We start from the raw sequence: 13039 nt of genomic DNA on the forward strand, positions 1-13039 counted from the left end.
GGCGTCGGGCCGAGGCGTAAGCCTACCGTGCCCTCTCGCGCGTTCCCCGGGAGGACGGATGCCGCGTCACCTTCACAAGCCCGGTGCGGCGGGCGGCAGCTGCGGGTCGAGGCGCTCGCCGATGCGCTCGCGCCAGGAGCGGGACTGCCCGGCGCGGACGGCGCACAGGACGAGCATGAGCCAGCCGAGTCCGGTGAGGGTGAAGCTCTCGAACATCGAGTCGACGAGGAGCGCGACGAGTATGAGCGGGGTCCAGGCGTAGACGACGGAGCGTCGTTCGGTCGCGACCAGCCACGCGCGCACGAGGGCGATGCCGGCCAGGGCGAGGAAGAGGAGAAGGCCCAGCCAGCCGAGCTGGAGGAGTACGTCGAAGTAGGAGTTGAGGCCGGTGGCGTGATCGGCGCGCAGGGCGAAGTTCAGCGCGTTGAAGGGGAACTCTCCGTCGTCCCACGGCCCGTACCAGCCCCACCCCTGGACGGGACGGAACCGCAGGTAGTCGACCATCAGGTTCCACAGGTCGACCCGCATCGAGAAGTCGGTGCCGGCGCCGAGGAGCGCGACGATCGGATGCCGCAGGGCGTAGCCCAGGGCGATCCCGACGACGACGACCCCGCCGAGGGCGAACTGCACCGCGCGCCGGCGCTCTGGACGCACGCGACGTACGAGCACGAGCGCACCGACGGCAAGCCCCACGGCGACGGCGAGGACGAGGACGGTGGGGGAGTCGCTGAACGCCGCGAGCGATCCCGCGAGGATCACCGAGGCGAGCGAGACGCCCGTGCGCACCGACTGCGTGCGGTACTCGATGAGGAAGGTGATGAGGGCCAGCACCGCGACGAAGCCGAGCAGGTTCCGGGTGCCGAAGATGCCCTGCACCGGGCCGAGGGACGCGAGGTTCCCCTCCACGGACAGGAAGCGGAACGGGGTGTCCAGCAGGATGCCGGAGAGGATCTCCACCCCGAGCGAGATGCCGAGGAGCGTCCGCAGGACATCGCCGAGGGCGCGGACGGTCTGCAGGGTGTCGCGGACGTGACCGATGACGACGGCGAGCAGCGCGATGCCCGCGAGCGTGAGCCCGTTCCGGAGCGTGGCGGCGGCATCCGTGCTCCAGAGCGCGCTGATCATCGCCCAGGCGACGAACGCGAGCACCGTGAAAGGGACGAGGCGCAGCAGCGCGATCTCCTCGCGACGTGCGGCCAGGACACCGATGCCGAGGAGACAGAGCCCCGCGACGATCGTCACGTGGGTGAGGGGGCTCGTGAGCCGTTCGATCGCGAACGACGAGAAGACCGCCGCGAAGACGGTGAGCGTGTAGGCGTGGGCGAAGGAGGCCGAGGCGAGGAGAGTCGTCACCCACCCCGGGGAGGCGGTGCCCCCGCCGCTCACGGGGCCTGCTTCGCCGGTTCGCCGCGCTCGATGGCCGCGCTCTGCTCGGCGGGACCGACGCCGACGTGCGGCGACTGCTTGATCTTCGCGCCGAACATGACCACGAACATCCAGCCCCACAGGAGGAGCGGCGTGGATTCCGCGAACCCCTGCACGAGCACGACCGCTCCCACGAGCGTCGGCAGCAGGGTGAGCGCGGAGTAGGGGCGGTCGGCGCGGAGGTCCCACCGGGGCCGGTCGACGGCGAAGAACCACGCGCGCCAGACGAACGCGAGGTACACCAGGCCGAGGAGCGCCACCCCGATCGCGCCGAGCTGGAGGTACACGTCCACCCACACGTTGTGCGCCTGCATGACCGTCTGGCCGTGGTCGATGATCCATCCGTCGAACGCGGGGTCGGAGGGGAGCCAGGGCGTCGCGAAGCCCCACCCGATCACGGGGTGCTCGTTCGCCCGGGCGAGCACCTGCTCCCAGATCTGCTCGCGCCCGGTGAGATCCGAGTCGCGGCCGAGGGCGCCGAAGATCGCGTCGCGGAGGGTCCAGAGCGTCAGCCCGCCCCCCACCGCGATGACGGCGTACGCGATGTAGTAGCGGGTCCGCTCGCCGGGGCGCCGCGCGCGGCGCATGAGCAGGACCGTGACGAGCACGACGAGGACCATGGCTCCGGCGACGAACGCCGTGGCCGACGAGGACCGCACCAGCAGGTAGGCCGACACGGCGATCCACATCCACAGCGTCACCCGCCGGGGCGCGCGGGCGCCGAGGCGCACGGCGAAGACGATGATCGCGAGGAGGGCGACCGAGCCGAGGAGGTTGGCGTTGCCCATGATCCCCTGGATGCGCCCCCCGTCGAAGAGGTTGTCGCGCGACCAGTAGAGGATCGGATCGGCCGCCGGTTCGCTCGGAACGATGAAGCCGGGGAGGAGCGGCCCGCCGATGACCAGCGACACCCACAGTTCGAACGCGAGCGAGAGGCCGATGACCCATTTCAGCGCCGATGCCACTGCGCGCACGAGCTCCGCCCACGTCAGCACGGTGCCGACGAAGAGGGCCTGCACCGTGGTGATGTACAGCAGCAGGAGCGTCAGCGCCGTCGTCGCTGGCCACGCCGACCAGAGGAGGGAGGCCGTCGCCCAGGCCACGTAGGCCACGGCGAACCAGGGCAGACGCCGCCATTGGACCGGCGGCCGCACGACGATCCAGAGGACGACCGACAGGATGCCGGAGGCGATCGCCCCGACCGCGGCGACGGTCTCGCCGAACGCGTTCACCCACGCCGTGCCGCCGAGGGCGAGGACGAGGACGAGGATGCACCAGCCCCGGAGCAGCAGGTGTCCGGTTTTCTCGCGCACCGGAGCGGTCGGCGGTGCCGACGCGGGGTGCTTCGAGTGGACGGCCATCGTCCCTCAGGGTACCCCCGCCGCCCGCGCGCGCCCTGCGCGCGACAGGCGTGCGAGGGGCCGCGCAATAAAGTGGGGGCATGCTGGCACCCCTCCGCAATGAGCCGCGCGACTACGCCTGGGGCTCGACGACGCTGATCGCCGAACTCGAGGGACGCGAGCCCTCCGGACGCCCCGAGGCGGAGGTGTGGTTCGGCGCCCATCCGGGAGACCCGGCCGAGACGCCCGACGGCCGCCTCGATGAGGTGCTGGGGGCGACGGACGCGCAGGAGCAGGCGCTGCCCTACCTGCTGAAGCTCCTCGCCGCGGGGTCTCCGCTGTCGATCCAGGCGCACCCCTCCCGGCCGCAGGCCATCGAGGGGTTCGCCCGTGAGGAGTCGGCCGGCATCGACCGGGACGCCCCGACGCGCACCTACCGCGACGCCAACCACAAGCCCGAGCTCATCGTCGCCGTGAGCCCGACGTTCCGCGCGCTCGCCGGTATCCGCGATCTGGACGCCACGCGCCGCTTCATCGCCGAGCTCGGCCTGTCGGCGGCGCCGCTCGCCGAGCGTCTGGCGACCGCCGTGGACACCCTCGCCGACGTCATCGAGTGGGTGCTGTCGCCCTCCTCGGACGGCGACACCCGCGCCGTCATCGACGCCGCGCTCGCCGCATCGTCGGAGGAGTTCGCCGCCGAGCTCGCGCTGGTCGCCGAGCTGAACGCGGCGTACCCGGGCGACCCCGGCATCGTCGTGGCGATGCTGATGAACCTCGTCGAGCTCCGGCAGGGGGAGGGGCTGTTCGTCCCCGCCGGCGTCCTCCACGCCTACCTGTCCGGGCTCGGCGTCGAGCTCATGGCTGCGAGCGACAACGTGCTCCGCGGCGGGCTCACGCCGAAGCACATCGACATCGACGAGTTGCTGAGCGTGCTGGACGCCCGGCCGTCCGCCGCTCCCACCGTCGCCGCGGAGGCCGTCTCGGCCGGGGTCGCGCGGTACCCGGTCCCGGTGTCGGACTTCGCTCTCGTGCGCGTCGAACTCACCGACGACGACGTCGAGTTCCCGGCATCCGGCGATGCGATCGCGCTCGCCGTGGCGGGCGAGGTGGAGGTCTCCTCCGCGGGATCGGATGCCGTGGGCCTCCGCCCCGGACAGGCGGTGTTCGCGAGCGCCGACGAGGGAGCCCTCACCCTCCGGGGGAGCGGCACCGTCTTCATCGCGACTCCCGGCCAGTGAGATCGGACCGTTACCGATCGGTCGACACGCCCGGCGCGTCGCAAAGGTTCAATACCGGGTTGAGGATTTACTATCTGCGACTTGACCTCCGGGAATGACACGGGTGTAATTACTCAAGCGCAAAACGCGTGACGGGGGATTCCCAGGGGGGAGAACGAGAGATGACGACTTCGCACTATCGTTCCGGCGTTCCAGAAGACTGGTTCGTCGATCCGGTAAACCTCGGTGTGCCGGGTGTGCGTCGACCGGCTGTCGAGGACGAAGAGAACGCCCTCGCGTGGCAGACCGACGCCCTCTGCGCTCAGACCGACCCTGAGGCGTTCTTCCCCGAGAAGGGCGGATCGACCCGCGACGCCAAGCGCGTGTGCACCACGTGCGACGTGCGCACCGAGTGCCTCGAGTACGCGTTGGCCAACGACGAGCGCTTCGGCATCTGGGGCGGTCTCAGCGAGCGCGAGCGTCGCAAGCTCAAGCGTCGCGCCGGCTGAGCGGCATCCGCTCCCGTCCCCTCGGCGCTCTGCGCGCCACGGCGCGTGCGCCACGGCCCCGCGCCACCGCCGCCTAGGCTGTCGACGTCATGCCCCTCCGAGTTCACGCCCTGCTCGTGGTGCGCCCCGACGGGCGCACGCCGGCCGCGTACCACCTGCGTCGCACGCTCGCGTCCCTGCGTGCCCAGACCCGCCCCGTCGACGTGCTCACCATCGTGGTCTGCGGCGACGACCCGGGCGTCCGTGACGTCGTCTCCGCCGCCCCCGCGGAGGGCGTGATCAGCGCTCCCGCCTCCACGCGCTACGCCGAAGCCGTCGCGCTCGCGACCCGCCGCCTGGACGGCGACGCGGTCTGGCTCCTCGCCCAGGACACCGCCCCCGAGCCCGACGCTCTCGAGCGTCTCGCCGGAATCCTCGAGCTCTCGCCGACCGTCGCCTACGTCGCCCCGAAGGTCGTCCGCTGGGACGACCGCACCGAGATCGTCTCGCTCGGGGTCACCGTGACTCGGGGCGGCCGGGCCGTCGGCGTCTCCGACGGCGAGCTCGATCAGGGCCAGCACGACGCGCGCGAGGACGCGCTCGGCGCCGACGTGCGCGGACTTCTCGTCCGATCGGACCGCTGGCGCGCGCTCGGCGGCCTCGACCGCGCGCTCCTCGGCGCCGACGAGGGTCTCGATCTGGGCGTCCGCGCGCGCCTCGCCGGCGACCGTGTCTCGCTGGTCTCCAGTGCGGTCGTCGCCACGGCCGGGGACGGCGTGGCGGGCGAACCCGAACCGCTCACCGCCGGGCGTCGCCGCGCCGCCGCCCTGTCGTCCCGGACCGCGCAGCTGCACCGCCGCCTCGCCTACGCGCCGTGGTTCGTCGTGCCGCTGCACTGGCTGACCCTCCTCCCGCTCGCCCTCGCGCGTTCGCTGCTGCACCTCGTGCGCAAGGAGCCCGGTCTCATCGGGCCCGAGTGGGCCGCATCGATCCTGGTGACCGTGCGCCTGGCAGCCCTCGTGCGCGCCCGGCGCCGGATCGCGAAGAACCGCACGACCTCGTGGCGGCAGCTGGACCAGCTGCGGATGACGCGCGCGGAGTTCCGCGAGCGCCTCGACCACGAGCCCGTCGACGACCTCGTCGCCGGCGCCCACCGCCGCGGTGAGCTCCGCTTCTTCTCGGGCGGCGCGCCCTGGCTCGTCCTCGGTGCTCTGGCGGTCTCGGTCGCTGCATTCCCTGCGCTCCTCGCCTGGCCGGTCCTGGGCGGGGGCGGAATCCTCCCGCTGACCGCCGACCTCGGTCAGCTCTGGGCGCAGACGCGCTTCGGGCTGCGCTCGGAGGGTTTCGAGACGATCGCGCCGGCAGACCCGTTCGCCGCGATGGTCGCCCTGGTCGGGTCGTTCACCCCGTGGGCGCCGTCTCTGTCTCTCGTGATCCTGTGGATCGCCGCCCTCCCGCTCGCCGCCCTCGGCGGCTGGTTCGCCGCGACGCGCCTGACCGAGCGCTCGTCGCTGCGGATCATCGCCGGTGTCCTGTGGGCGCTCGCGCCCACCTTCCTCGCGGCGCTCACGACAGGTCGCCCGGCGGCGGTGCTCCTTCATCTGCTCCTCCCGTGGCTGTTCATCACCGGATCCGTCGCCCACCGCTCGTGGACCGGCGCGGGCATGGCGTCGCTGCTCCTCGTCGCGGTCGCCGCGGCATCCCCGTCCCTGGTCCCGGCGCTCGTGGTGCTGTGGTTCCTCGCGATGCTCGTCGTCCTCACCGCCCTCGGCGGCCGGGGCGCGAGCCGGCTCGTGTGGGTGATCGTGCCGCTCGTGGTGTTCGCGGCGCCCCTCATCTGGAGCGCGGTCGCGGACGGCGACGGGTGGGCCCTCCTCGCCGACCCCGGTCTCGTGTGGACCGGGGGGCAGGTGTCCGCCGACGCGGCGGGGCGCACGCTGCTCGCTTTCGGCATCCCGACGCCGGATCTCCTCGGCTGGATGCCGCTCCTCGGCGACGCCCCGTCCTGGTGGGTTCCGCTTCTCGCCGCCCCGGTGCTCATGCTCGCCCTCCTCGCCCCCGTCACCCGTCGCTGGCCCCAGGGCGTGGCGATGCTCGTCGTCGCCGCCCTCGGACTCGGGACGGCCTTCGCCGTCGTGGGGGTGGCGGTGTCCTTCGCGCAGTCCGTGCCGGTCGCGATCTGGCCGGGCGCGGCGCTCAGCCTTGCGTGGCTCGGACTCGTCGGCGGCGCGACCGTGACCCTCGAGGCGGGGCTCCCCGCGCCCGCGCGCTGGACGCGGGTGCTCGTCGGTGCGGGCGTCTGCCTGTGCGTGCTCGCGCTCGCCGTCCCGCCCCTCACCGCCGTCGCGCGCGGCACCGCGAACCTCACCGATGGGCCGGCCTCGACTCTCCCCGCCTACGTCAGCGCGGAGGGACGCGGCGATCCGAACGTGGGCACCATGATCCTCACGCCGCAGAACGACGGCGGACTCTCCGCGCGCGTCGTCTGGGGCGCCACCGAGACCCTCGACGGTCAGGCGACGTCGCTGCGCACGCGCACTCTCGCCGCACCGGCCGACGTCCTCGTCGCCGAGATCGCGGCCGACCTCGTCACCTCGTCCGCCGATGGCGCGGTCGAAGCCCTCGCCTCCCGCGGAGTCGGGTTCGTGCTGCTCGCGTCGGCCGCACCGCCGGAATCCGACATCGCCCGCGGCACCCGGCTGTCGGCGGCGAACGCGATCGCTCAGCGCGCGACGCTCGACGGCGTGGGTGAGACCGCTCGCGGGACGCTCTGGCGCATCACCTCCGAGATCACGCCGCGTCCGGCGGAGCCGACTGCCATTCGCGACATCGCGACGGGTATCGCGATCTCGCAGCTGGTCGTCGTCGGCATCGCGCTGCTGCTGGCCGTTCCCACCGCCGCGTCCCGACGCGAGGCACGCCGGACGCCCCGCACGGTCGGCCCCACGACAGGAGTGTCCGCATGAGCGATGGACGGGGACGGCGAGCAGCCCGCGCGGGAGCGCGGCTCATCGGCGGGGGTGCGCTCGCTGCGGGTGTGGTCGTCGCCGTCGTCGCCGGCCTCACCGCGCCGTGGCCCGCCATCCAGCGCGAACCGGCCGAGATCGCCGCGGTGCCTGCCCCCGCCCCCGTGGTCCTCGCGTGCGGGGGAGGGCTCCTCTCCCTCGGCCGTGACCCGGTCGCCGCCGACGGGTTGAGCATCGCGGCCAGCGCGGCGGTCACCGCGGGCGCGCGCGAGGAGGTCGCCGTGCCCGAGCCCGTCGCGCTCGCGGCACCGTTCCTCACCGAGGGTGACGGCGGTGCGGCGTTCACCGCGCTGCCCGAGGGGCGCACCCGCGCCGACATCGCCGCAGCCGCCTCCGCGCAGATCGCCGAGGCCGACCTCGCCGGGTACGCGGCATCCGCGTGCCGTCCGCCGCTCCTCGAGTCGTGGCTCGTCGGCGGGTCCGCCGCCACGGGGGCCGCCGATCTCGTCGTGCTGAGCAACCCGGGAGACGTGGCCGCGACGGTCGAGCTCGCCGTCTTCGGCGCCGAGGGGGTCACAGTGCCGCCGGGCGGTGCGGGTGTCGTGGTGCCGGCGCGCTCCCAGGGCGTCGTCCCGCTCGCCGGACTCGCCATCGGCGAAGAGCGCCCGGTCGTGCGCGTGCAGGCGACGGGGGCGCCGGTGCAGGCATCGCTCCAGTCGAGCATCACGCGCACCCTGACCGCCGGCGGCGTCGACCAGGTCGGCGCGCTCGCTCAGCCGACGACGGATGCCGCGATCCTGGGAGTCACCGTCACCGGCGGCACCGGCGACGCGGCCCAGGTCGCGACCCTGGTGCGGGTGCTCTCGCCCTCGACCGATGCCACCGCCCGCGTGACCGTCACGCCCATCGGCTCCACCTCCCCCGCCCTCACCCCGACCGAGGTCGACCTCGTCGCCGGGGAGCCGCTGGAGGTCGACCTCGGCGGGCTGGAGAACGGCACCTACCTCGTCGACGTCACCTCCGACCAGCCCGTCGTCAGTGCCGTCTGGCAGGCCACGGGATTCGAGGCGGGGGACGACTTCGCCTGGTACACGCCCGCGCCGCTCATCGACGTCCCCAGCGTCTTCGCGACCCCCGCCGGTCCGGAACCCGTGCTGAGCCTGCTGAACCCGGGCGACACCGACGCCACGGTCGTCCTCGCGGCGGCGAACGGGGGTTCGCGCGTCGAGGTCATCGTCCTGGCGGGGGAGAGCACGACCCTCCGGCTCGCTCCGGAGACCGTCTACACGCTGGACGCGGCATCCGTCCCCCTCCGTGCGGCGGTCTCCGTCTCGGGCGACGGCGCGCTCGCGGGCTACCCGGTGTGGCCGGCGGATGCCGCGGCCCCGCCGATCATCGTCTACCCCTGACGGGCGCGGCGTCGCGTCAGTGGAACCGGTCGTGACCGAGATCCCACGGATCGCGGTCGAGGTACTGCGCGGCGGCACGGAAGACGGCGCCCTCCACGATCATCCGCCGGTGGAGGTCGTCGTCGCGGTGCGGGTGTCCGAGGCGCTCGATCGGGAGTCGGTAGAGCACGATGCGACGCTCCTCCGAGAGCACGCTCCATCGAGGGATGCCGTCGGCGTCCGCAGCGGTGGGCATGTCGGCGATCTCGAAGCGGACCTCGCGCAGCTCGGGCCACGCCGAGCGGAGGAACTCGACAGCGGTGCCGACGGCCAGGTCGAAGCGCTCGACCCGGGTGTCCAGCGGCGGGAGCGGCGGACGGACGACGGCGCTGCGGCCCTCGCGTCCGTGCCGGCCGTGCCGCGAGCGACGGACCGGGGACTTCTCCGGGGTGCGCGTACGCCGCCATGCCATGGACACAGCCTACGTCGTGCGGCGCGGCATCCGTCCGACGTGTCGTGACGCCGGATAGTGTCGAGGCGATGCGCGAGAGACTGTGTTCCAAGGTCGGGTGCGCCCGTGAGGCCGTCACGACCCTGACGTACGACTACGGCGATCAGATGGCGGCCCTGGGACCGCTGGGCGCGGGCAACGACCCGCACGCCCACGATCTGTGCGCCATCCACACCGACCGGCTCTCGGTCCCGCGCGGGTGGGTCGTCGTCCGTCACGAGACGCTGCGGGTCTGACGCACACCGCCGGGCCCGATCCCGCGCGTGGGAGAATGTCGGAATGTCCATCGACACCGCCGCTGCTCCCGCCGCTCCCGTTGTTCCCACCCTCGACTTCGAGGTGGCCGATCTGAGCCTCGCCGAGGCCGGACGCCACCAGCTCCGCCTCGCCGAGAACGAGATGCCGGGCCTCATGGCCCTGCGCGAGGAGTTCGGGCCACGGCAGCCCCTGAAGGGTGCACGCATCGCCGGGTCCCTGCACATGACGGTGCAGACCGCCGTCCTCATCGAGACCCTCGTGAGTCTCGGTGCACAGGTGCGGTGGGCCAGCTGCAACATCTTCTCGACGCAGGACGAAGCGGCCGCGGCGGTCGTCGTCGGTCCGACCGGCACGGTCGACGCCCCCGCCGGTGTCCCCGTCTTCGCGTGGAAGGGTGAGACGCTCGAGGAGTACTGGCGCTGCACCGACCGCATCTTCGACTGGAGCGCCGAAGGCGCCGACGGGCCGAACCTCATCCTCGACGACGGCGGCGACGCGACGCTCCTGGTCCACAAGGGCGTCCAGTTCGAGCGCGAGGGCGCGGTGCCGGATGCCGGGGCCGGCGACTCGGGCGAGTACCGCGTCATCCTCGACACCCTGCGCGAGAGCCTCGCCCGCGACGGGCAGCGCTTCACCCGGATGGCCGAGGGGCTCATCGGCGTCACCGAGGAGACCACGACCGGCGTCCACCGTCTCTACGAGCTCTTCGCCGCGGGGGATCTGCTCTTCCCCGCCATCAACGTCAACGACTCGGTCACCAAGTCGAAGTTCGACAACAAGTACGGCATCCGCCACTCCCTGCCCGACGGCATCAACCGCGCCACCGACGTCCTGGTCGGCGGCAAGGTCGCGTTCGTGGCCGGCTACGGCGACGTCGGCAAGGGTGCGGCCGAGGCGCTCCGCGGGCAGGGCGCGCGGGTCATCGTGAGCGAGGTCGACCCGATCTGCGCGCTCCAGGCCGCGATGGACGGGTACCAGGTCGCGCGTCTGACCGACGTCGCCGACCAGATCGACATCCTCATCACCGGAACCGGCAACAAGGACGTCGTCACGGTCGACGACCTGCTGTCGCTGAAGCACCTCGCGATCGTCGGGAACGTCGGCCACTTCGACAACGAGATCGACATGGCGGCCCTCGAGTCGCTGCCGGGTGCCGAGCGCATCGAGATCAAGCCGCAGGTGCACGAGTGGCGGCTGCCGAACGGACGCAGCGTGCTGATCCTCAGCGAGGGACGCCTGATGAACCTCGGGAACGCCACCGGGCACCCGTCCTTCGTCATGAGCGCGTCGTTCACCAACCAGGTCCTCGCCCAGCTCGAGCTCTACACCAAGCGCGAGGAGTACCCGGTCGGCGTCTACGTGCTCCCCAAGCACCTCGACGAGAAGGTCGCCCGCCTGCATCTCGACGCGCTCGGAGTGCAGCTCACCGAGCTGACCCGCGACCAGGCCGACTACATCGGCGTTCCGGTCGAGGGCCCGTACAAGCTCGAGCACTACCGGTACTGATGCCCCGCGAAGGGCCCCGGACGCGGCGTCGTCCGGGGCCCTTCGCACATGCGGCTCAGCGGGTGGGGAAGCCCCGCGGCGGATCGCCGGCGTGCCGGGCGAGGGCGTCGACGCGCTCTGCGCGCAGCTGGAGCGCCCGCTCCTCTCGCTCCCGCCGGACGGCGGTGATTCCCCGGAGCACGGTCTCGGCATCCATCGCGGGGAGGGGCGAGACGAACGCGCGCGATTCTTCGACGAGGGATGCCGCAAGCCTCGCGCGCACGCCCGGATCGAGGTTCGGCGCCGACACCGCGAACCGCGCGATGCGGCGAGCGAGCGGGTCGGGGAGACGCGCGACATCGGCGACCTCGGCCCAGGCCGCCAGAGGCGGCGGAACCGGGAGCGGCGCGTCGACGAGCTTCGGCGTCCGCGTGCGCTCGGAGTAGGTGCCGGCCAGCAGGTCGCCGAGGCGCTGCGACCGAGGTGTGAACGCACCGACGATCGCGGCGAGGGCGCCGAAGGTGAACCACAGCTCGAGCACGCCGGTGAGGGCGCGGATGAAGGCCTGCCGGAATCCGGACGCCCCGCCGTCGGCGCGGACGATCCGACCGCCCACAGCGAGTCGGCCGAGGCTCCGCCCGCGGGTGGTGGTCTCGATCACGGTGGGGAGGACGACCAGGACGAGGACGACCATCACGACGGTGAGGATCGGGACGACGGTGTCGTCGACGACGCCCGCGCCGACCATCCAGGACGCCACGATCGCGAACAGCACGAGGAGCGCGAGGCTCGCCAGCATGTCGATGAGGACGCCGAGGGCGCGGAGGAAGTAGCCGACCGGCTGCACGTCGAGGGCGACGGCCTCACCGGTGAGCACCTCGTCCTGATGGATCTGGACGAGGATCGGGTCGGCGGCCATGGGTACAGTAAATCAAATGGACCTCGACGCCCTGACCTCCGCGCGGCGCGAGGAGTGGGCCCGCCTGGACGCGCTGAGCAGGCAGCGCCACCTCACCGGGGCCGAGATCGACGAGCTCGTCGAGCGATACCGGGCGGCATCCGCCGATCTCGCCGATGTGAAGACCTCCGCGGGGCGCAGCACGCAGGGCGACTATCTCTCGACCGTCCTCGCCCGCGCGCGGCTGAAGCTGACCGGGGCCCCCGAGAACGTCCTCCGTCAGATCCCGCGCTTCTTCGTGCTCCAGCTGCCCGCGGCGCTGTACCGCGTCCGCTGGACGACGCTGGTGATCGCGCTCGCGTTCATCGCGGTCGGTGCGGTCGTGGCCTTCTGGGTGTCCGGCGACCCGGCGCTCGTGGCGAGCCTCGGTCCGCAGCTGCAGCTCGAGCAGTACGCCGAGGAGCAGTTCACCGACTACTACAGCGAGAACCCGGCGGCGGTGTTCGCCGGAACGGTGTGGACGAACAACGCCTGGATCGCGGCGCAGTGCGTCCTCTTCGGCATCACCGGCATCTGGCCGCTGATGGTGCTGGTGCAGAACGCCGTGGGTGTCGGGACCGCCGCGGCCATCATGCTCGCATTCGACCGCGGCGATGTGTTCCTCCTCTTCATCCTCCCGCACGGCCTGCTGGAGCTGACCTCGATCTTCGTCGCCGGGGCCGCGGGTCTGCACATCTTCTGGGCGTGGGTGGTCCCGGGCCGGCGCTCGCGGGGAGAGGCTCTCGCCTCGGCCGGGCGCTCCCTCGCGACCATCGCGATCGGCCTCGTCATCGCGCTCGGCGTCTCGGGCCTCATCGAGGGCTTCGTCACCGCGCAGCCGTGGCCGTGGCCGATCAAGATCGGGATCGGCGCCGCTGCCCTGGCCCTGTTCCTCGTCTACATGCTCGTGGTCGGTCGACGTGCCGTCCGGTCGGGCGAGACCGGCGATCTCGAAGAGGCCGACGCGGGCACGCCGACCCTGGTCGCCGGCTGATCCGGCATCCGCTCTTCTTTTGATCTGATC

General features: G+C 72.6%; 11 protein-coding genes. 7 read left to right on the forward strand and 4 right to left on the reverse strand.

Annotated features, from left to right (window positions below):
- Positions 1-72 precede the first annotated feature (72 nt).
- Positions 73-1386, reverse strand: coding sequence for an O-antigen ligase family protein (locus tag ABXJ56_RS11035; protein WP_353999713.1), 1314 nt, complete (start codon positions 1384-1386; stop codon positions 73-75).
- Positions 1383-2786, reverse strand: coding sequence for an O-antigen ligase family protein (locus ABXJ56_RS11040; RefSeq protein ID WP_353999714.1), 1404 nt, complete (start codon positions 2784-2786; stop codon positions 1383-1385). Before ABXJ56_RS11040 ends, ABXJ56_RS11035 begins: the two co-directional genes overlap by 4 nt.
- An 80-nt stretch (positions 2787-2866) precedes the next feature.
- Between ABXJ56_RS11040 and manA the strand changes: the two genes are divergently transcribed.
- The 4 genes from manA (at position 2867) to ABXJ56_RS11060 (ending at position 8845) form a co-directional block, all read left to right on the forward strand.
- Complete coding sequence (manA, locus tag ABXJ56_RS11045; RefSeq protein WP_353999715.1) at positions 2867-4003, forward strand: mannose-6-phosphate isomerase, class I; 1137 nt, start codon at positions 2867-2869, stop codon at positions 4001-4003.
- Between the two features lie 161 nt (positions 4004-4164).
- Complete coding sequence (locus tag ABXJ56_RS11050) at positions 4165-4491, forward strand: WhiB family transcriptional regulator (protein ID WP_353999716.1); 327 nt, start codon at positions 4165-4167, stop codon at positions 4489-4491.
- A gap of 89 nt (positions 4492-4580) precedes the next feature.
- Entirely contained in the window at positions 4581-7436 is a 2856-nt protein-coding gene (locus ABXJ56_RS11055) for a glycosyltransferase (protein ID WP_353999717.1), read from the forward strand.
- A complete protein-coding gene (locus tag ABXJ56_RS11060) occupies positions 7433-8845 on the forward strand; it encodes a DUF5719 family protein (protein WP_353999718.1) in 1413 nt (470 codons plus the stop codon). Before ABXJ56_RS11055 ends, ABXJ56_RS11060 begins: the two co-directional genes overlap by 4 nt.
- A 16-nt stretch (positions 8846-8861) precedes the next feature.
- Here the strand turns inward: ABXJ56_RS11060 and ABXJ56_RS11065 are convergent, their stop codons facing one another.
- Positions 8862-9296, reverse strand: coding sequence for a metallopeptidase family protein (locus ABXJ56_RS11065; protein WP_353999719.1), 435 nt, complete (start codon positions 9294-9296; stop codon positions 8862-8864).
- A 68-nt stretch (positions 9297-9364) separates the two neighbouring features.
- Between ABXJ56_RS11065 and ABXJ56_RS11070 the strand changes: the two genes are divergently transcribed.
- Entirely contained in the window at positions 9365-9571 is a 207-nt protein-coding gene (locus ABXJ56_RS11070) for a DUF3499 family protein (protein ID WP_053547717.1), read from the forward strand.
- Between the two features lie 43 nt (positions 9572-9614).
- Complete coding sequence (gene ahcY, locus ABXJ56_RS11075; protein WP_353999720.1) at positions 9615-11099, forward strand: adenosylhomocysteinase; 1485 nt, start codon at positions 9615-9617, stop codon at positions 11097-11099.
- A 55-nt stretch (positions 11100-11154) separates the two neighbouring features.
- Here ahcY and ABXJ56_RS11080 read toward each other — a convergent pair whose 3' ends face one another.
- Positions 11155-11997 (reverse strand): RDD family protein, encoded by an 843-nt coding sequence (locus ABXJ56_RS11080; RefSeq protein ID WP_353999722.1) that lies wholly within the window; start codon positions 11995-11997, stop codon positions 11155-11157.
- Between the two features lie 16 nt (positions 11998-12013).
- Between ABXJ56_RS11080 and ABXJ56_RS11085 the strand changes: the two genes are divergently transcribed.
- The gene (locus ABXJ56_RS11085; RefSeq protein WP_353999723.1) at positions 12014-13009 is read left to right on the forward strand and encodes a stage II sporulation protein M; all 996 of its coding nucleotides are present in this window, start codon (positions 12014-12016) and stop codon (positions 13007-13009) included.
- Positions 13010-13039 lie beyond the last annotated feature (30 nt).

Source organism: Microbacterium aurantiacum, assembly GCF_040532595.1.
Lineage (GTDB): Bacteria > Actinomycetota > Actinomycetes > Actinomycetales > Microbacteriaceae > Microbacterium > Microbacterium chocolatum_B.

Excerpts from the sequence above, each read along its gene's own strand:
- ABXJ56_RS11040 (WP_353999714.1), bottom strand. The coding sequence starts at position 2,786 with ATGGCCGTCCACTCGAAGCACCCCGCGTCGGCACCGCCGACCGCTCCG.
- manA (WP_353999715.1), top strand. The coding sequence starts at position 2,867 with ATGCTGGCACCCCTCCGCAATGAGCCGCGCGACTACGCCTGGGGCTCG.
- ABXJ56_RS11050 (WP_353999716.1), top strand. The coding sequence starts at position 4,165 with ATGACGACTTCGCACTATCGTTCCGGCGTTCCAGAAGACTGGTTCGTC.
- ABXJ56_RS11055 (WP_353999717.1), top strand. The coding sequence starts at position 4,581 with ATGCCCCTCCGAGTTCACGCCCTGCTCGTGGTGCGCCCCGACGGGCGC.
- ABXJ56_RS11060 (WP_353999718.1), top strand. The coding sequence starts at position 7,433 with ATGAGCGATGGACGGGGACGGCGAGCAGCCCGCGCGGGAGCGCGGCTC.
- ABXJ56_RS11065 (WP_353999719.1), bottom strand. The coding sequence starts at position 9,296 with ATGGCATGGCGGCGTACGCGCACCCCGGAGAAGTCCCCGGTCCGTCGC.
- ABXJ56_RS11070 (WP_053547717.1), top strand. The coding sequence starts at position 9,365 with ATGCGCGAGAGACTGTGTTCCAAGGTCGGGTGCGCCCGTGAGGCCGTC.
- ahcY (WP_353999720.1), top strand. The coding sequence starts at position 9,615 with ATGTCCATCGACACCGCCGCTGCTCCCGCCGCTCCCGTTGTTCCCACC.
- ABXJ56_RS11080 (WP_353999722.1), bottom strand. The coding sequence starts at position 11,997 with ATGGCCGCCGACCCGATCCTCGTCCAGATCCATCAGGACGAGGTGCTC.
- ABXJ56_RS11085 (WP_353999723.1), top strand. The coding sequence starts at position 12,014 with ATGGACCTCGACGCCCTGACCTCCGCGCGGCGCGAGGAGTGGGCCCGC.